Genomic DNA, 17,354 nt, shown 5'->3' with positions numbered 1-17,354 from the left:
CTCCCCCTCCTCTTGCGCCGCGCCGCCTCCCCCGGGGCGCCGTCGCGGCGGGGCTGCCCCCGCCCGGGGGCGGGGCCCCCGCCCCGGTGGCCCGGCCCCCACCGCTCTGTGCGACAAGGGTTTACGGCACGGAGACGGGCCGCAGGCAGTCGCCGATCGGGATCGCGACCGAGCAGAAGGACGGCTTACGGGTGGGGCGGTAGTCGGGGGCGACGCCGCCGCGCGCGGTGATGTCCTTGAACGCGGCCACGGCGTCGGTGGGGCGGCGGGTCAGGGTGGGGTCGGTCTTGGCGTCGACGGTGTAGAGGCCGAAACGCGGTGAGAAGCTGCCCCATTCGTAGTTGTCGGTGAGGCTCCAGTAGTTGTAGCCGATGACGTTCATGCCGTCGGCCTTGGCGCGCTGCAGCCAGTAGACGGTGTCGCGCAGGTGGTCGGCGCGGTCGTAGCCGTCGGCGCGTGGGGCGGCGTTCTCGGTGGGCAGGCCGTTCTCCACCACGTAGATCGGCAGGCCGGGGAACTTCTCGGTGTAGTTGCGCAGGTTGTAGTAGATGCCCTCGGGTTCGATGGCGTTCTTCCACAGTTCGTCACCGAGCAGCGCGGGGCTGGGCAGGTGGGTGAGCGAAGCGCCGTAATAGAAGTCGACGCCGATGAAGTCCATCTTGCCCTTGATGCGGTCGGCGAACAGCAGGTCGGTCAGGTCCTGCACGATCGGGTACTGCGCGATATTGCTGGTCACCTTCGCGCCGGGCTGGCGGGTGTGGATGTAGTCGTAGATGCTGTTGTGCGCCTGCACCATCCGGTCGAACATGGCCGGTGCGTCGAGCACCCCGATGTCACCGATCTTGATGGATTGCGCGACATAGCCCATCGGCTCGTTGATGGTGACCCACATCGGGTCGTAGCTCGAGTACCGGTCGACGACGCGGCGCATATTCGCGAGCCAGTCGGTGACCATGTCCTGCTTCTTCCACCCGCCGCGGTCCGCGGCCCAGCCCGGAATCACCCAGTGGTCGAGGGTCAGCATGGGCCGCATGCCCGCCGACCGGATCTTCTGCACGACCGAGTCGTAGAACTGGAAGTCCCGGTCGTCCCACACCCCGGCCTTGGGCTGCACCCGCGCCCATTCGATGCTGAGCCGGTAGACCTTCAGGCCCATGCCCGCGGCGAGGTCGATGTCCTCGGCGTACCGGTCGTAGAAGTTGACCGAGTTCAGATAGGGGTCGTGCGCTTTCCCGGAGTTCGCGTACCGGCTCCAGTTGCTGTCGGGTGCGTGCCCCTCGGACTGGAAGCCGGAAATGGCGACGCCCCACAGGAAGTCGGGCCCGAACGGATTCACGGTGGTCGGCGCGCCGGAGCTGCCGGTTCCCGACCCGCTGGCGCTCCCCGACCCCGACCCGCTGGAACTGCCCGACCCCGCGGACCCCGTCCCGGCGCTGCCGGTGTCCGGCGCCGATCCGGCCACGGCGGACCCACCCGCCACGATGGCCACGGCCGACAGGATCGAACACAGGACGCGCGTAGCTCTCATCGCGACGGAATCTCCCAGAACTGGTGCGGGCGCGGCGTGTCGCCGCTGGGCTGGCCGCCCAGACTCTACTGGTCAATCGTCCAGAATGGGACCCTTTCGACTAGAACTCATTTCAGATCGGATTTCGGGAAGGATTCGGGCGCGATCAGGGCTTGCGGGCCAGGGCAGCGGAGATCAGCTGCTCCCAGACGCTCAGGTCATGGTGGTCGCCGCCGATACGGGAGACGCCCTCGGCGGTGGGTTCGGGGCGCCACAGGGGGCAGGGGACCAGGCCGGGCTCGAGGATCTCGAGGTTGCCGAAAAGGGCGAGGATCTCCTCGTCGGAGCGCCAGCGGCCGCGGCCGAAACTGGCCTGCAGCTTCTGCTCGGCGAGGCGGGTCTCCTCGTTGAAGCCGGAACGGAAGTGGGAGATGTAGAGCATGCTGCCGGACGGGATCTGGTCCGCCCAGTAACGGACGATCTGTTCCGGCTTCTCGTCATTGTTGAGGTGGTGCAGGATCGCGCTGAAGATCACCGCCACCGGACGGTCGAAGTCGATGAGCCGCTCCACTTCCGAATGGTGGCGGATCTCCTCGGAGTCGCGCAGGTCCGAGTGCAGCACGGTGGTGTACTCGTCGGTCTCCAGCAGCGCGCGGCCGTGCGCCAGCACGATCGGGTCGTTGTCGACGTAGACCACGTGTGGATCGGTCTGGTGCCGCTGCGCCACCTGGTGCACATTGTCGGCGGTGGGCAGCCCGCTGCCGATGTCGATGAACTGGGTGATGCCCGCGCGGGAGATCTCGCCGATCGCGCGCACCAGGCAATTGCGATTGGCGTACGCGATATCCACCGACCCCGGCAGATCCTTGATGAAGAAGTCCCCGATCGCCCGGTCGGCGGCGTAATTGTCCTTGCCGCCCAACAGGTAGTCGTACACCCGGGCGATGCTGGGCTTGGACTGATCGATCTGCGGTTGTTCCATCATCCTCTTACCCCGTTCCGTGCCTGATTTGCCCTCCGCTTCGCTACGGGCGGGTTCGCGGCCCTGGAGGTCTCGTTCTTCCCTCCCTCCGCTCCTCCGCTTCGCTCCCCCGCTCCGCTCAGTCCAGAACGAGACGGGCCGCGAACCAGCGATGTGGATCCGTGGTAATCGTATGTAACTGAACGCTTTCCGGCGCGCAGTTACCGGTTACTAGACCGCGCGCAGGCGGGTGCGGCTGGCGTACACGTGTTCCGCGATCAGGGTCGCTATCCGGTCCGGGGCTTCCAGCATCGGGACATGCCCGACATTGTGGACCAGGATGCGGTCCGTGGATTCGGGGAGTTCCTCGAGAAAACGCTTCGCGTACACGCGATTCGGGATGATCCGGTCGTTCTCGCACAGCAGCAGCCGCACCGGCGTGCTCAGCGTGGACAGCTGCTCGAGGGCGGGGAAACGCAAGCCGCTCACCAGCATCGGCAGCATGGCCTGGCAGTGCAGGCCCGCGGTGATGACCGCCTCGAGCCCGGCCCGCGAGGCCGCCTGGGTGTTCTTGGTGAGCAGCAGGGCCACCGCCTGCCGGATGAGGCCGCTGTAGGTGATCGCGTCGGGGAGATGCTTGCCGATCTCCACGAACGGCACCATCGCAGCGAATTTCACCCCCACCCGCAGTTGCAGCAGCGACGGGGTTTGCCAGCCGCCTGCGGGCGCGATCGCCGTGAGGGTGCGGGCCCGGCCGCGGCGGGCGAGTTCGAAGCCGACCCAGCCGCCGAGCGAATTGCCCGCGATATGGCAGGTGCGCCAGCCCATCTCGTCGAGCTGGTCCTCGACCTTGTCGGCAAGGGCGCTGATATCGATGAACCAGCCCTCGAGCTCGGGCCCGCCCCAATGTCCGGTGAAGGCGGGAGCGAACACTTCGCAATGGCCGGCCATACGTTGCGCCACCTGCTCCCAGCAGTGCGGGGACAGCATGAATCCGTGCAGGAGGAGCAGTGGTTCACCGGAGCCGGTGTGAAGGGCCCGAACGGGCGCGCGCGGGGTGGAGGGCTTGGCGGTGCCTGACGTCATCGTCGTCACCCCTTCCTGGACCTCGATGTCCGTGAAGAGAGTCGGTAAGGGGCATTGTACGGTCGTGAAGTGGCGAAAATCATCAGTACGTGCAACGTGAACGGAGTGCGTGCCGCCTCGGGCAAGGGACTGCTCGAGTGGCTGGCCGCTACCGAGGCCGATATCGTCTGCCTGCAGGAGACCCGAGCGACCGATGAGCAAACCCGTAGCGCACTAGCGCCCGCGCTGGACGCCGGATGGTTCCTCAGCCATGCCGAACCCGGTCTGAAGGGCCGGGCGGGCGTGGCTATCCTGTCCCGGCACCAGCCGGAGGCGGTGCGGATCGGGGTCGGCCTGCTCACCGACGGAACCTGGTCGCCCGTCGAGGAATTCGCCACCCTGGGCCGCTATGTCGAGGCCGATTTCGAGGACCTCACCGTCGCCAGCGTCTATGTCCACACCGGCGAGGCCGACACCCCGATGCAGGACGAGAAGTACCGCTTCCTCGACGCCATCGGCGCGCGCATGCTGGCCCACCCCGGCGAGTTCGTGATCATGGGCGACTGGAACGTCGCGCACACCGAACTCGATATCAAGAACTGGAAGGGCAACGTCAAGAACGCGGGCTTCCTGCCGCAGGAACGCGCGTGGGTGTCGTCCATGCTGGCCGCCGGATACGCCGACGTGGTGCGAGACCTGCACCCGGGCGTGCCGGGACCGTACAGCTGGCACTCCTACCGCGGCCGCGCGTTCGACAACGACGCCGGATGGCGGATCGACACGGTTTACGCAAAACACTCTATCGCACAGTTCGCGATCGCCGCGCAGGTTGAGCGAGCAGCGACATATGCCGAGCGTTGGTCGGACCATGCCCCGGTTACCGTCACGTTCAGTCAGCTTCCGGGGTACCCGGTCGATGAGCCCCTGATGGCGATGGCAGAAGCCTAGAGATGCATGTGACACCCTCGGTGGACTACCGAGGGTGTTGCTGTATCCGCACCCCTTCGGGGCTGGGGGCTGTACCTCCATGGGCCGATTTGCGCCAAAGACGGTACTTCAGGGCTAGCAGCGAGCAAGATCCCGCATGCGCGGATACTGTTGTGCCCCATGATCTGTGAGGCTCTGGACTTCACCCTGACTCAGCCCCGGGCCACACTCGGCGCTGGCGCTCTCGCCGTAGTCGCCGCGTCGATCGCCTATCTCGGCGTGCTCAAGAACCTCGGGGAGCAGCGGAAGGCAGAGCGGCGCAAAAGGCGGTCGGACCTCATCTTGGAAGCTGCCTCTGAGATGCACCTCGCCGTGAACAGCGTCCTCGCAGATTCCACGAACCGAGCTGAGCGTAAAAAGCTCGCTTACCAGGCCCAAGCCACATTGACCAAGCTTGAGGTGCTCGGATTCGAGAAAGCCGCTGCGGCAGCGAGAGTGGTGATCGGATCCGCGGACGCTGTCCTTCACGATGACCCAGCGAGCGCCAACGATGCAGCTGACAAGTTTGCGAACGCGATCAAAACGGCTGTAGCCGAACTAAAAGCGGCGTTGGCCAAGGCCGAACACGCTGATTGATCCTGGCGGGCTGGTGTGACAAGCGTGCCGGAGTTGCGCTGGAACGATCCGGACATACCTGCTGCGTGGGCCCTGAGACTCCGAGCGCGAGAGTATGATTCGGCGGACTTCGCTCGACAACCAACAGATCCGGGGTGGCGATCATGGTGTACTTCAAGTGGTTCGGAACAGCCTTCCTCGCCGTCCTGTCTCTAGTCGTCGGGCTCGTACCGTTCGTTCACAGCTGGCCCCGCTGGGTGTTCGTCGCCATCGGTGTGGCCGCCGTGGTCGCTTGCTTCTTCATGTTTCCCTGGGGCGCGAGGAGCGGCGCGAAGAAGCCTGATCAGACGAACAGCGTCCGCCAGACGCTTACGACAGGTAACCATTCGCGATCGATTCAGTCCGCCGGAGATGTGACAGTCGAAGGCGGCATGGGCGACACCAAATGATGGGGTGGTGGGGACAGCGGCAAGCTGGAGGCAGTAATTCGCGTCAAATACAGGCGGCCGGCAACGTCTACTACACCGACGGCGTGACAGCGTCGGAAGTTGTTCGTATTTGCACTGAGGTTATGCGTCCAGAATTCGAAAAATTTCAGTCCACGGCGAGAGGGGTGGTCGAACAACGCGCATTCGAGCTGCTTGAGAACTACATGTTTCGCCAGATGGACAGGGCTCCAGAATTCGCGGACTCATTGAAGCAGCCACGAATGCAGCGTGCGCTGCAATCTGCTCAGATTGAGTATGCCACCAGTGGGGACGCTGACCTGGGAAGCGTACTGGTCGACTTAGTAGTGGACCTCTCCATGCAAAGCGGCAGGACATCTTATGCGATCAGTGTCGCAGAGGCGATTAATGTAGCGCCTAAGCTTACTGAAGCTCAAATGAACGCGCTGAGTGTAATATTCTGCCTGAAACTTTTTCCGTTCAATTGGAGTACCCCTGAAAAGATGTACCACGGATTTCGGGAGTGGATTCTCCCGTTCCTACATGAACTACCCGCAGGAGCTGTGGACTACCGGCATATGCAGGGCTTAGGTGTTGGTTGGCTCGAACTTGTCGATCGGCCATCCCTCGCGTCGATTCTGGTAGACCGGTACCCTGGTCTCTTCACGTACGGGGTGCCTGTGGATAATGTGCCGAACGAGATTTTCGATATTGATGGCGCAATTGTCGACTCGGTGAGAACCCCAGGGCGAAAGCAAATCGCCACATTGGCTTCTACTAATTGGAAGATCACACTTGAAAGTGGCAAGTTTTCGGAAATTGAGATAAAGGCGCTCAACGACCTGATGATTGCCAACCTGCTCACCGAGGCAGAAGTCGAGACTGATCTTGTCGGCAATGTGCCCGAGTTGGCGAAGCTGTTTGAGGTGTGGAGATCCACAAATATTAGCGATATTGAGCTCTCAACCATTGGCCTTGTTATTGCGAATGCTAACCTGCGATCCAGGGTTGAAGCCGCGATTGAGATGGCGTTCTGACTATCGGATTGGTTCCTTGTAGATTTGCGATCGCCGTTGAATGTGACCGGCGCTGAATGATCGGGCCTCGATCAAGGGGTATTCGCTCGGTCGGCCAGGAACTCAACCCAATGCTTACGGTCCTTGCCAAGATTGCACCGGGCGCACGACGGGGCCAGGTTCCCCAAGACGTGTCCCGGTGAGCCGTCACGAGACAGCGGCACCATGTGCTCGATATGTTCGAACTCCCCGCCGCAGTAGGCGCACGCCTCCGGGTCGACCCCTCGGCGTTCCCAGTCGGCTAGAACCTGCTCAGTGGTGAACCGCTTCCATGGGCGGCCCGCTTTACGGGCCCGGGCAATCCCATCCTCCAGCCGCCAAAACCAAGGATCGTTGGCGATCCGCTCACGGCGATAGTTGGACATGTACTCCGCGAGGTACGCAGCCTTCCGCTCGCGGATCTCGGAGTACCGCTCCCGATCGTATTCGCGCGTACGTTCCGGGTTGTCATCACGCCAGCCGCGAACGCGCTGCTTCTCGCACGCCTTGCAGTTCGTCATCAATCCATCTCGGCAGCTCTTGGACTTCGAGAATTCCTCGATCGGCCGTACGTCGCGGCACTTGGCGCAGTAATGCGTAACTCCCGGCGTCTCCAGCGAAGTACGGCGCTGCATTTCTTGTCGGCTGACACCCATCGTTCGATCTCCAATCGACTTGTAGATGATGCTGAAAATTTCTTGAGCACCCCCGGCAACCAATTCGAGCCGGGGGCCTTTCCTGTGAACTTTTGGTCAAAACGACTAATTAACTCGTACAAGTAGGGGAACCCGTATTACGAGCCGGTCAAGCGCGCGGGGGCGAGGGTATGCCCCCCCTGGGGGCACTCGGACCCATGCCGGCGGAGGGGTAATCCCAGCTCAGGCCTAGTTACCCGCTGGTAGAACACTCCTGGGGCTTCGCGCCGCACTGCCCCACATGCCCCTCGACGGGCGATCCGGCACTCACCCAGACCGGGCATCCCCAGTGCCCAGCGCACTACTCGGAAGGCCCGCCTCCTATTCCCGGACAAGGGGGTGGCGCGCCACCCTCCCGGGACTGCCCCGGTGCATATACCCAGGTCCTGTCCCTGACTGCCTCACCCCGGCAGGGTGCACCCGCTGCATGTCCGTCTATCCCCGGGCCTGCCCACTCCCTGCACCTGGGCACCCAGCGCGGCAGCGTCCCCAGGTGCCCACAGACCCAGGCATCTCAGCTTCATGCACCTCGACAGGGCGCGAATATCCCTGACGAATTTCTATGGGCTGATCTGCAGGTCTGACGCAATTGCGTCGGGCCCGCGTCTTGCGGCGATTCGATATTTTGCGACGTACGGCGTGGATTGTGTCCACTGCTTCGGCTGCATCTGCCCACCCTTTGGCCTCCGTTTTCCAATCCGAGTCCGATCGAATCATCCAGTCCTGAATACGCAACAGTTCGAGATGCAACGCCCGACCGACTTTCGAACAGAATAATCCGTCATCATGTATTACCTTGCTCTTGCATTGCTCGACTAGGCATCACTCATGATCCATTGATAGTCCCGTTCCCGCCGATACCACGCAGCATCGCGTGAAGCACACCCGCACCATTCAAAGGAATGTGCTTCCCGTCGCCGCCCTGGATCGCCTCCCTGAGAATATCGGCGGCGGGCTTGGCCGGAGCCGTATGCCGACGGTTGATTTCCTCGACGCGGGCCCGCAGTTTCGCCAATTCGTCGTCCGTGTCATCGACCGGTGCCGGAGCGATGGACGCTCGGAGCATTTCGGCCGCCGATCCCGTAACAGCGTGTGGTTGGTCCTGGCGCGTGATTGCGCCACGTAGCAGGCTTGCGGCAGAGCCGCCGGGGCGACGATTAGGGGTATGGCTCATATCAGTACTTCCATTCGTTGTGTTCGCCGCGAATCTCGGCGAGAGTCTTGAGGGTTACAGATGCGGGCGGCGCTGGCCGCTGGTATCTCTGCCCCCAGAGATCTCGACTAGGTGTGATCCATTCGGGCGTATACGCCGCCCATGCGACGTATGCCGCTTCTCGGTCCTGAGGAGTCATTGCACCTCGGTGGTCCTGGAACCAATTCAAATTTGTTCTCTCAGGTACAGGAAAGGCCCCCAGCTGGCACGCTGGGGGCCTTTCATATGGTTTGGTACATCGGCCTGGCCTGGCGGACCTAGACCGCGCGATCACATGCGGACGGTTTCGAGCTCACGACGGAGCCGCGCAGCATCGGCCGGGGTGTTCAGCCCAAACGGCACGCTGTTCCGAACACCGGCGACCATGACCGGGTTCAGCGCCTTGTGTGCTTGGTCGACATCCCGAACGTGCGCGGAATCCAGCCGGGAAAGCTGGATGAACGTCTCTGGCTTGAACACCGACAGCGCACGGTCTGGCCTGCCACCGTGGCCGGGCAGATTGGCGATAGACGCGACCCAGCTCTCTGCAACCGAGATCCGCCGGAGCGCCTCCAGTGCATCCGAGTAGGCGGCCACGGCGAAAGCGCCAGCGGCCACCAGGTTTTCGGAAGTGATCTCATCCGGCAGCTTGGCTACAGCGTCGGCGTAGTCATGGGCAGCGTCGGATAGTGCAGGCTCCAGCGCCGAGACAATCCCCGGCACGGCATCGACAGCAGCACGCACAACCGCACCAGCGGCAGTGTCGACGGCGTCGCGCTTCGCTTCGCTGAGAGGGCTGACACGACCGCCGAGCGGGTTGGTGGTTTCGATCGTGAAGATGTACTCAGCGGCATACTTCTTGAGCTCCGCCTCAGCGTTGGCCGCGGTGACCTTTGACAGATCGAACACAGGCCGGTGACCGATCTCGACGTACTGCAAGGCATCGAACACGTCGATTGCCCCTGCGAGCGACTTTGGGAGCTCCACGCCGAGCGAGGTCCAGCGGGACACAGAGTTGGCGGTTTCCATCGGGGATGCGAACACTTGGGTTGTTTCCTCTCGGGTGATCGGGGAACTGTGCCCCGGACATGACAAAGGCCCCCAGGTTCATTCCTGAGGGCCAAGAAGTTGATAGGCGAGGGTTGTGTTGGTCAGCCCTCTAGCTCGCGGAGGCGCTTACGCGCGTCTCGTAGCTGGGCACGGTATCTGGCTTGTGCATCGCGCTGGCACTGAATACACCGACCGTCATAGCGGCGTTCGGTATGGTCCCGGCGCGAGCACGGTGGTCGCGGCACGCGCTACTCCTTTCATTGAATAGGGCTTGTCTTTGGGCACCCAAGAGAATGCCCCGGCCACAACGACCGGGGCACCTCGACTGAATCACCCAGAGAGAACGGACCGAACCTCTCACTAGTTGTGAATTGTTGTGACACTCAGACGGCAGCGAGCTTCTTCCGGGTGCGGCTCTGACGCTGGCGCGCTCGGGCATCTGCCTTCTTGCACTCGGGGTCGTCACACAGAACCCGAGGACGGCCCACGTTCCGGAACTGTCGGGCCTCCCACTGGCGTCGGCACACGCACCAATTGCATCCGCAGTACGCGGCTGGTGCCGCTCCGTTGTTGTATTCGAGTTCGCATAGCCACTCAGATTGGGGAAGCGGTAGAGGTCTGTCGCAGACCTTGCAGGTGGTCTGGACGTATCCGGACTCGTCTCGGGTGACGGTACGCACCAGGAACCCGTGACCGGCGCCGAGGAGATCCGCAGCGCCCTGGGCAGACTCTTGGATGTCCTGGCGTGGCCTACGGAGTCGCACAGGATCGAGGTCGGTGTCGAGCCGTTGTCGTTCGACCCACACGGGTTCTTCGGCTACTTCGCCGGAGTAGTCGTCTTCGGCCTGCACCTGGCGGAGGCCAGAGAATAGGTCCTCGTCGTCCCGACCAAGGGACATCATGAAATCTTCGCTCACGGTTGTTCTTCTTTCTGGGTGGGTGAACCCAGGGCGGTGTGACCCTGGGGTGTCCGGTCCGCTTAGGGGCCCGGCGATGAATCGCTGTGATCAGTGGGAATGGCTATGCCGGCGTGGTCCCGCCGCAAGGCCATCGGTCCGTTTCGCGGGCACAGCGAGATCCGGCAGGTTCGCCGGTCGGTTGTGTGACCAACCTCATAGGTGAATGCGACTATGTAGAGTCGCTGGGAGGCTGTTGCCGATCCTGAAATCGGCCGCCATGGCTGGATCTATGCCAAGTGCGACGGGGTCAGGATTTATCCCCCTCACACCTGCCGGGGGAAAATCGTGTGGCCCCGGAGGACGGCATAGGCCAGACATCTACAAGAACAGCGCCGCAGGCTCGATACCACGTAAGTTAACGACGATTCGAATCGTCTTGTTAACTGGAGTTCTAGCGCCCTGGTTTACCCAGGGCTCCCAATGTGGAGATCACCCCAGGCCCGACAAGCCTGGAAACATGCACCCACCTGGGCCTACGGGCCCGGAATGATAGTTAGTCACCAGGCCCCGAAGGGCCTGGAATGATCTAGTAAAAGATACTTCTACCAGGGCCTTTAGGGCCCTGGATAAGAGTTAATACCAACCCCCTGAAGGGGGTTGGTTAGTAAACCTCCCCTACGGGGAGGTATTTCTTCCCTCCCTACGGTCGGGAAGTTCAAAGATTCCTGGTCTCCCGCGCCCGCGAGGGTGGCCCAAACCGCTCTGAACTGGCAAAACTTGATACGGCACCCTGGCGTCCACGCTGAGCCATTTGGTCCCAAAATCCACACAACTTATCGTGCGGAAGAGTGTTAGTCGCCCAGGCGGACAATCAGAGGGCTCTACGGGCCTCTGGAGTTTGATCGATTCGCTTATACTCTTCGCGATCTGAATTGTCAATATTCAATCAGATCGAAGGTTGCGATACGTACTATAAGGAGAAGCCGATAACCCTGCGAACTGGGGAAACGGTTATTAAGTTAATCGTGAATCTCATTCTGTTCGTTGTCTAAACCAAGCCCCCGGCGCTACGGACGCCGGGGATCTCAGATGATTGTCAATCTCGATTGACGGGCGTTCGACCTGGCTTCGGCACCCAGGTTGTAAGCGCCATGACCTCACCGACCGATGACATGTATGACGTGTCTAGGACTCGTTCGACAGGAACCCCGAAGTACTCGCGGGCAATCCTTCGATGTGCCGATGCCGACCCGTTCGCCTGCCGCGTGGCGATGCTCAATCCGTCTTCGTCGTACTCGCAAAGAGCCGCGAACTGATCACCCGTGCGGCCTATTGCACTGGCTCTGTAGACGTTCCGGAACCGTTCGGGCGATACATCCTCGGCGGTAGTGGCTCGCTCGATAGCAACGGTCGCGCTCATGGTTGCTCCTCTCTGTTGATTGATCTGAAATCCGGTGCTCTCGCTGACATGGACGCCGGTAACCGCCCACAAAGACCCCTGGTCCTCGCCTTCACCGGCCGGAGGCCGGATCGTTTCTCGATGTGAAGTTGTATCTACATACTTGGCTTGGCACACCTGGTACGTCAAGCATGGTTAGCAAAGAGTGGTCCACTTCACACCACCTTGGTCATACCTGGGATGGCGAAGTAAGGTTGTGGGCATGGAACATGTGGTGACAACTCAGCCGATCGGCCCGTGGGAAGTTCGATTCATCTGGGCGGAGGGGGCTGCTCAGGGCGGGCCGATGCAGTTGGAAATCGTTCCCCGCCATGGGGTGTCACCGAAGGATCTCGCCGGGGGCATCTCTCAGACCGTGCTACGCCAAATCAACTTCAAGGACGCGTTCAACGCGATGATTCGCCAGTCCTCGGGACTCAACAAGCATTTTGTCGAGGTCGTCGACGGGTTCGCCGAAGAACTCCGCGCCATGCTGGCTGATGGCGTGACGGACTGGTACCTGGCGCACCTGTCCGAGGCGTACCTATTGCTCATCCGGCTCGGGGAGAAGAATGTTGCGGGCAGGCTCGCGGTGATGGTCGACCGCACGCCATCGGGGGTGCTCCAGCACTTGAAGCGAGCACGCAAAGCGGATCTGTTGACGTCGATACCTGGGCGTGCCGGGGGTGAGTTGACCCCTCGGGCCCTAGAGATCCTGAGCGAGCCGGGTGCGGAGTCTGACTAGCTACGCCACTGTGACGGAAGTAGGCCCCAGACCTTGGAGTCGGGGGCCTTTCTCGGTGTGCACCGACGGTTCGCCCGGGTGAGTCATGCCTCCATCGGAAACGGACCGTGCGCTTTCCGCGGAGCTTTGCCGGCTGCCGGATCACTCGAGTTCGGAAGCGGTTTCTCAGCGGTCGCTAAACGGACCGCGCCCCTCGCGGGTGATCCTGTCTCGGATCGCCTCCACGGTTCGATCCTTTGGAACCCGTTCAGGCCACACGATCACCCCGACCAGTACGGCCAGTGGTAGGCCGACTACCAGAATCCAGCCGAGGGCAATCACGACGGAGCCTCGTCCTTATCGCTGCGGAACAACTCCAGGTACACCCCGAAGCTGGACTCGGTGTCTTCGCCCGAGTCGGCAACCTCCAACCACCCGCCATCGAATACGACGATTCGTGTACGCCTGCCCATTTCGGCCTCCTGTTGGCGGACTCCGCCCGACCGGCCGTAGGCGGCCGGGCGGCCCGTGGTGCCAATCGTTCAACCGACCGACGCTGTGCGGCAGTGGCACACCTAGTGCCACGGGGTGGCATTCCTAGTGGCACACAAGCAAACCCGTCCGTATCGGAGCATCATGAGCAGATGCACACGGGCAAGCTCATTCGCGATTTGCGAGACGCGCGCGGGTGGTCACAAAGTCGGCTTGCGTACGAACTCGGGAAGCACTCGGGGCAACCGATCTCGCGCGAGTACATCTCGCGTCGCTGGGAGTCGTGTAAGTCGGTGCCGTCGCCGTTCTGGCTCAGGCACCTTGCCGCCGTCCTAGATGTGCCCCTTGCTGTGATGGAGTCCGACACCGTGCAACGCCGACAGTTCCTATCCACGATGGCGGCGACCACAGTAGCCCCCGTTGTGGCGTCTGACTTACTCGCTGAAGGGTTTTCGGCTCGTCTGAAGGGCAAGGGCCCGTCCGTCGAGGAGTGGGCCCACACGCTCACCGGCTACGGGGCCGACTACATGACTTCCGGGGCCGCTGAGATCCAGCAGCGGCTAGCGATTGACCTTGCGGTGATTCAACAACAGTGCGATACACCGAAGATGTGGACGCACGCCGCACGGCTAATGACTTTGTATGCCAAGACGTTTCCGGGTTCTGACGGCTCCAAGGCCGTGACGTGGTACCGGATGGCAGCTGAGTCCGCCGATCGTTCCGGTGACGTAGCTACACGGGTCTGGGTACGCGGCCGGGCAGCTATCGCACTTGGCTACGAAGGTGCCTCGCTGCCCGTGGCGCGGATGTTCGCCGATCAGGCTCTAGCGATCTCCGACCGGCCGTCCCTCGGCCGCCTGAATGCGATCTACGGCAAGGCTCATGCCGCAGCGATCACCGGGGACCATGGCACCGCGCGGGCTCTGGATCTGGAGGGCCGCCGCGTGTTCGATCAGGTGGGCTCGGAAGACGCGGAGGCATCCGACTACGCGGTACCGTACTGGCGGCTCGGGGTGTTCCGATCCCTGCTCCGAGCCCGGCTCGGGGATGAGTCCGAAGCGGTCGACGCACAAGACGAAGCGCGCCGGTACCTGCCGCCGACCCTCCCTAGGTTCGCAACGCATCTGGAGATGCACCGTGGCCTCATGCTGGTCCGCGCCGGGGATCGAGATGGCGGCACCGGGTATGCCAGGGCCGCGCTGGATGCGCTGCCACCCGAGAAGCACTCGCTCACTCTCCGAATGCTCATGGATGAGATCACCGGGCCAGCAAGGCCGGGGACGGATCGCCGACCGTAGGCGGCATCCGGGATACGCTGATACCCGGAACCCCTCGGCTACGGACCGAGGGGTTCTTTCTGCCTGGTGGACTTGAAAACACGTACCGGATTTCTCAGGCGGGGGCGGAGATCTCCAGTTCGGTGCGGCGTGCTGCCGCTGACTCCATGCGGTCGGTCTGGATCTTCTCTGCGGCGGCTCGCGGGATGTCGAGTGCCTCATGTAGTTGGTCGACCGGAACATGTATCCGGAACTCGGCGGTCGGTTTCATCGACCGGATAAACAGCTTGATTCCTGCCTTCAGCAGCAGGGTTCGGCGTTCCTCGGTGTTCATCCGGCCGTACGCCTCGGCGTAGGTCTCGCCGGTCGGTTCCTTCACGTACTGGGCTTCACGGTGCGGCAGCGACTGGAGTAGCTTCCGCTTTTCCACCAGGGCGGTAAGACGCTCTAGGTAGTCGTCGTGTCCGCCGTCGTAGTCGTACAGACCCACGTCCCTCTCGTCGCGGATCCCGTTCATTGCCCGGTCAACCGCTTCGAGTTCGTCGGTGTGATCCTCGCCGGGGATGAACTTGGTTTCGGTCACCGGCAGCGTCGCCAACTCCTCGAAAACGGTCTCGTCCAGGAGTTCTTGGACCCACGATTCGAGGAACGTTGCGCCCGGGCACTTGGGCTTTCCGGTCTTCGGCACGCACCGGTAGTACGAGTATTTCTTGCCGTTGGCCGCCGAGTTCACCACGCGATACAGCCGGTCCTCGCACTGATCGCAGTACACGATTCCGAGCAGCGGAGCGGCACCGTGTGAACGCTCGCGGGTGCGCGATCGGTCCCGGAGGACTTCCTGGATCTGGGTCCACTCCGCCTCGGTGAATACCCCGGCGGGTGTGTACCGAATCGGCATCCCATCCGCGCCACGAGCAAGCCGACGTTCTTTGACGGATCGGCCGATGAGCTTGTAGCCCTGGGTAGCAGGGGACTTCAGGATCTTCCCGACGCTCGATTGATTCCAAACGTCGGACACTTCAGTCTTACGGCTCGTGCCCTCTTTGAAGTAGTACCTTGCCGGGGTTGGGAACCCATCCGCCGTGAGCTTCGCGGCGATCTCCCACTGAGACTTTCCGGCGATGGTCATCTCTCCCATGATCCGAACCGCCTCAGACGTGACGGGGTCAATCGCCAGCGTCTTACCGGCTCGGGGGTGATCAACGATCATGTAGCCGTAGGGCGGCTGCCCACCCGGCCACCGGTCCATCTTCCGCAGGGCGGTGTGTGAGTCTTTGACGCGTGTGGAGAGTGTCCCTGCCTCCAGCTCCGCCAAGGCGGCAATGATCGCCACCATGGCTTTGCCGAACGGGGTTCCGAGGTCGAAACCCTCGGTTGCTGAAACCAGGCTCTTGCCGTTCTCCTCGCACCAGGTGATGAGGTCGGCGAGATCCTTGGACGACCGCACCAGCCGATCGAGTCTCCACACCACGATCACGTCGAACTCGTGGTGCCGGTTCTTCAACCAGTTGCCCAGCTCCGGCCGGTCGAACGGTGAGTACTTGGTGGCCGACACATCCAGGTCGGTGGCCACACCCGCCTCGGTCCACTTTCTGAGCTGGACGACGTTTCGGCCGTGCTCAAGCTGGCGGCTTGGTGACGTAGATTCGTCAGTCATGACGGATAGCCGCGCTACCAGCAAGGCGCGTAACGGGGTCTGCTGCACTTCGGTTCCTTCCCAGTTCAGGGCTGATTCTATTTGTAGAACCGAATCGATCCGGTGGCGCATCGACTACCAGCTGGCCCGCGGCGACATCGCCACGCGCGCCAAGCAGGCTGTCGTGGAACGCGCCGCCACCTACGCCGAACGCTGGTCGGACCACGCGCCGGTGACGGTGCAGTACCGATGAAGAAGCTGTCGAAGAAGTCGAGCGCCTGGCTGACGCTGGGCGTCGCGATCCTGCTGTTGCTCGTGGCCTTCATCGCCAATCGCGCCAACAATGATCATCCGGCGGACACGAGCAGCGCAAAGCCGGTCGCCACCTCGACGGTCCGGACCACCGCCAAGCCCGGCGGCGCGACCCCGGCTCCGGCCGATCAGGCCGCGCCGCCGTCCAAGGTCGCGGGCGTGCCCGACCGCGCCTACGCGACCCTGGTGGAGATCGACGCCGGACGCTGGCCGGATTCGGCCAACTCGCCTGGCACCAAAGGCGGCGACACCTGGCAGAACAGGGACGGCAGCCTTGCCCGCAAGGACGCCGCCGGCAAGGCCATCACCTATCAGGAATGGGATGTGAATCCCAAGCAGCGCGGCCAGACCCGCGATGCCGAACGCATCATCACCGGCAGCGACGGTTCGGCCTATTACACGGGGGACCACTACAAAACCTTCACGAGGATGCGCTGAATGACCGAGCCCACGCCGTTATCGCAGTTCCTCTCCGCCCCCACCGCCACCGAGATCTCCGATAGCGCCGCGCGCACGGCCGCCCACGTTCCCGTCCTGGGTGTGCTGCCCGTCGGCGCGGCCGAGTTCTCCGGCGTCCGCTACCGGATGCCGGACGGCTATCTCTGCCGGGAACTGCGCGGCCGCAAGATGCGCACGGTCACCGAGGTCTTCGACGAGTTCGCCGCGGCCTTCCAGTTCCCGTACTACTTCGGGGAGAACAAGGACGCCTTCGACGAGTGCCTGCGCGACATCGACGACTTCGTCGGCGCCGCACCGGGATACGTGGTGGTCATCCGCAACGCGGCCCTCATGCTCGACCACCAGCCGGACGAACGCGACTGGTTCGCCGAGGCCATGACCGACTGCGCCGCCATCTGGGCCTCGCGTGGCATCCCGTTCCGGGTGGTTCTCCAGGACGCCACCCCGCCCGGATTGCCGGTGATCCCCCTGGCGTTGGATCCGGAACCGTCGACCGCGTGATTCACCGGAGTTTCGCCTCCGATTCACCTGCGGTCGAGCCAAACTGACTCCGACGCTGCAATGGTCACGCTGTGCGATCGCGGATTCGCGCGATCCGGATAGC

Annotated in this window: 17 protein-coding genes and 1 pseudogene; 10 read left to right on the top strand and 8 right to left on the bottom strand. The window is 62.9% G+C overall.

Going from position 1 to position 17,354, the window contains the following annotated elements:
• Positions 1-121: 121 nt before the first annotated feature.
• The 3 genes from ABZ382_RS36145 to ABZ382_RS36135 all read right to left on the bottom strand — a co-directional run bounded on the left by ABZ382_RS36145 (position 122) and on the right by ABZ382_RS36135 (position 3,554).
• Entirely contained in the window at positions 122-1,528 is a 1,407-nt protein-coding gene (locus ABZ382_RS36145) for a family 1 glycosylhydrolase (protein WP_357098768.1), read from the bottom strand.
• Between the two features lie 145 nt (positions 1,529-1,673).
• Positions 1,674-2,492: an SAM-dependent methyltransferase gene (locus tag ABZ382_RS36140; RefSeq protein ID WP_357098765.1), complete on the bottom strand. Its 819-nt coding sequence runs from the start codon at positions 2,490-2,492 to the stop codon at positions 1,674-1,676.
• Between the two features lie 207 nt (positions 2,493-2,699).
• Positions 2,700-3,554: an alpha/beta hydrolase gene (locus ABZ382_RS36135; protein WP_357098762.1), complete on the bottom strand. Its 855-nt coding sequence runs from the start codon at positions 3,552-3,554 to the stop codon at positions 2,700-2,702.
• A 69-nt stretch (positions 3,555-3,623) separates the two neighbouring features.
• Between ABZ382_RS36135 and ABZ382_RS36130 the strand changes: the two genes are divergently transcribed.
• From ABZ382_RS36130 to ABZ382_RS36115, 4 genes are all read left to right on the top strand, one after another.
• Positions 3,624-4,481 (top strand): exodeoxyribonuclease III, encoded by an 858-nt coding sequence (locus ABZ382_RS36130; protein WP_357098759.1) that lies wholly within the window; start codon positions 3,624-3,626, stop codon positions 4,479-4,481.
• A gap of 159 nt (positions 4,482-4,640) precedes the next feature.
• A complete protein-coding gene (locus tag ABZ382_RS36125; RefSeq protein ID WP_357098756.1) occupies positions 4,641-5,096 on the top strand; it encodes a hypothetical protein in 456 nt (151 codons plus the stop codon).
• Between the two features lie 143 nt (positions 5,097-5,239).
• Positions 5,240-5,524: a hypothetical protein gene (locus ABZ382_RS36120; protein ID WP_357098753.1), complete on the top strand. Its 285-nt coding sequence runs from the start codon at positions 5,240-5,242 to the stop codon at positions 5,522-5,524.
• Positions 5,525-5,607: 83 nt separating this feature from the next.
• Complete coding sequence (locus tag ABZ382_RS36115; protein WP_357098750.1) at positions 5,608-6,558, top strand: LPO_1073/Vpar_1526 family protein; 951 nt, start codon at positions 5,608-5,610, stop codon at positions 6,556-6,558.
• A gap of 71 nt (positions 6,559-6,629) precedes the next feature.
• Here ABZ382_RS36115 and ABZ382_RS36110 read toward each other — a convergent pair whose 3' ends face one another.
• From ABZ382_RS36110 to ABZ382_RS36100, 3 genes are all read right to left on the bottom strand, one after another.
• Positions 6,630-7,232: an HNH endonuclease signature motif containing protein gene (locus tag ABZ382_RS36110; protein WP_357098747.1), complete on the bottom strand. Its 603-nt coding sequence runs from the start codon at positions 7,230-7,232 to the stop codon at positions 6,630-6,632.
• A gap of 865 nt (positions 7,233-8,097) precedes the next feature.
• On the bottom strand, positions 8,098-8,445 hold the full coding sequence (locus ABZ382_RS36105; RefSeq protein ID WP_357098744.1) for a hypothetical protein: 348 nt from the start codon (positions 8,443-8,445) through the stop codon (positions 8,098-8,100).
• Positions 8,446-8,754: 309 nt separating this feature from the next.
• Entirely contained in the window at positions 8,755-9,492 is a 738-nt protein-coding gene (locus ABZ382_RS36100) for a hypothetical protein (protein ID WP_357098741.1), read from the bottom strand.
• A gap of 710 nt (positions 9,493-10,202) precedes the next feature.
• On the opposite strand from ABZ382_RS36100, the gene ABZ382_RS36095 reads away from it, so the two are divergent.
• Entirely contained in the window at positions 10,203-10,385 is a 183-nt protein-coding gene (locus ABZ382_RS36095; protein WP_357098738.1) for a hypothetical protein, read from the top strand.
• A 1,123-nt stretch (positions 10,386-11,508) separates the two neighbouring features.
• Here ABZ382_RS36095 and ABZ382_RS36090 read toward each other — a convergent pair.
• Positions 11,509-11,832, bottom strand: a complete 324-nt coding sequence (locus tag ABZ382_RS36090) for a hypothetical protein (protein WP_357098735.1) — start codon at positions 11,830-11,832, stop codon at positions 11,509-11,511.
• A 241-nt stretch (positions 11,833-12,073) separates the two neighbouring features.
• Here ABZ382_RS36090 and ABZ382_RS36085 point away from each other — a divergent pair, with 241 nt between their 5' ends.
• Positions 12,074-12,595: a hypothetical protein gene (locus tag ABZ382_RS36085; protein WP_357098732.1), complete on the top strand. Its 522-nt coding sequence runs from the start codon at positions 12,074-12,076 to the stop codon at positions 12,593-12,595.
• Positions 12,596-13,218: 623 nt separating this feature from the next.
• Complete coding sequence (locus ABZ382_RS36080) at positions 13,219-14,364, top strand: helix-turn-helix transcriptional regulator (protein ID WP_357098729.1); 1,146 nt, start codon at positions 13,219-13,221, stop codon at positions 14,362-14,364.
• A 94-nt stretch (positions 14,365-14,458) separates the two neighbouring features.
• Here the strand turns inward: ABZ382_RS36080 and ABZ382_RS36075 are convergent, their stop codons facing one another.
• Positions 14,459-16,000 carry a recombinase family protein gene (locus ABZ382_RS36075; RefSeq protein WP_357098726.1) on the bottom strand — a complete coding sequence of 514 codons (1,542 nt, stop codon included), beginning with the start codon at positions 15,998-16,000 and terminating at the stop codon, positions 14,459-14,461.
• Between the two features lie 103 nt (positions 16,001-16,103).
• Between ABZ382_RS36075 and ABZ382_RS36070 the strand changes: the two are divergent.
• The 3 genes and pseudogenes from ABZ382_RS36070 to ABZ382_RS36060 all read left to right on the top strand — a co-directional run.
• Positions 16,104-16,232, top strand: a pseudogene (locus ABZ382_RS36070) (exodeoxyribonuclease III); the annotation flags it as partial.
• Complete coding sequence (locus ABZ382_RS36065) at positions 16,229-16,729, top strand: ribonuclease domain-containing protein (protein ID WP_357098723.1); 501 nt, start codon at positions 16,229-16,231, stop codon at positions 16,727-16,729. The pseudogene ABZ382_RS36070 and the gene ABZ382_RS36065, both read left to right, overlap by 4 nt.
• Positions 16,730-17,251: a barstar family protein gene (locus ABZ382_RS36060; protein ID WP_357098720.1), complete on the top strand. Its 522-nt coding sequence runs from the start codon at positions 16,730-16,732 to the stop codon at positions 17,249-17,251.
• Positions 17,252-17,354: the final 103 nt, after the last annotated feature.

It is taken from the genome of Nocardia sp. NPDC005825, from assembly GCF_040630175.1.
Taxonomy (GTDB): domain Bacteria; phylum Actinomycetota; class Actinomycetes; order Mycobacteriales; family Mycobacteriaceae; genus Nocardia.
This window is presented reverse-complemented; position numbering and strand designations above follow the sequence as displayed.

Excerpts from the sequence above, each read along its gene's own strand:
- ABZ382_RS36145 (WP_357098768.1), bottom strand. The coding sequence starts at position 1,528 with ATGAGAGCTACGCGCGTCCTGTGTTCGATCCTGTCGGCCGTGGCCATC.
- ABZ382_RS36140 (WP_357098765.1), bottom strand. The coding sequence starts at position 2,492 with ATGATGGAACAACCGCAGATCGATCAGTCCAAGCCCAGCATCGCCCGG.
- ABZ382_RS36135 (WP_357098762.1), bottom strand. The coding sequence starts at position 3,554 with ATGACGTCAGGCACCGCCAAGCCCTCCACCCCGCGCGCGCCCGTTCGG.
- ABZ382_RS36125 (WP_357098756.1), top strand. The coding sequence starts at position 4,641 with ATGATCTGTGAGGCTCTGGACTTCACCCTGACTCAGCCCCGGGCCACA.
- ABZ382_RS36120 (WP_357098753.1), top strand. The coding sequence starts at position 5,240 with ATGGTGTACTTCAAGTGGTTCGGAACAGCCTTCCTCGCCGTCCTGTCT.
- ABZ382_RS36110 (WP_357098747.1), bottom strand. The coding sequence starts at position 7,232 with ATGGGTGTCAGCCGACAAGAAATGCAGCGCCGTACTTCGCTGGAGACG.
- ABZ382_RS36105 (WP_357098744.1), bottom strand. The coding sequence starts at position 8,445 with ATGAGCCATACCCCTAATCGTCGCCCCGGCGGCTCTGCCGCAAGCCTG.
- ABZ382_RS36100 (WP_357098741.1), bottom strand. The coding sequence starts at position 9,492 with ATGGAAACCGCCAACTCTGTGTCCCGCTGGACCTCGCTCGGCGTGGAG.
- ABZ382_RS36090 (WP_357098735.1), bottom strand. The coding sequence starts at position 11,832 with ATGAGCGCGACCGTTGCTATCGAGCGAGCCACTACCGCCGAGGATGTA.
- ABZ382_RS36085 (WP_357098732.1), top strand. The coding sequence starts at position 12,074 with ATGGAACATGTGGTGACAACTCAGCCGATCGGCCCGTGGGAAGTTCGA.
- ABZ382_RS36080 (WP_357098729.1), top strand. The coding sequence starts at position 13,219 with ATGCACACGGGCAAGCTCATTCGCGATTTGCGAGACGCGCGCGGGTGG.
- ABZ382_RS36075 (WP_357098726.1), bottom strand. The coding sequence starts at position 16,000 with ATGACTGACGAATCTACGTCACCAAGCCGCCAGCTTGAGCACGGCCGA.
- ABZ382_RS36065 (WP_357098723.1), top strand. The coding sequence starts at position 16,229 with ATGAAGAAGCTGTCGAAGAAGTCGAGCGCCTGGCTGACGCTGGGCGTC.
- ABZ382_RS36060 (WP_357098720.1), top strand. The coding sequence starts at position 16,730 with ATGACCGAGCCCACGCCGTTATCGCAGTTCCTCTCCGCCCCCACCGCC.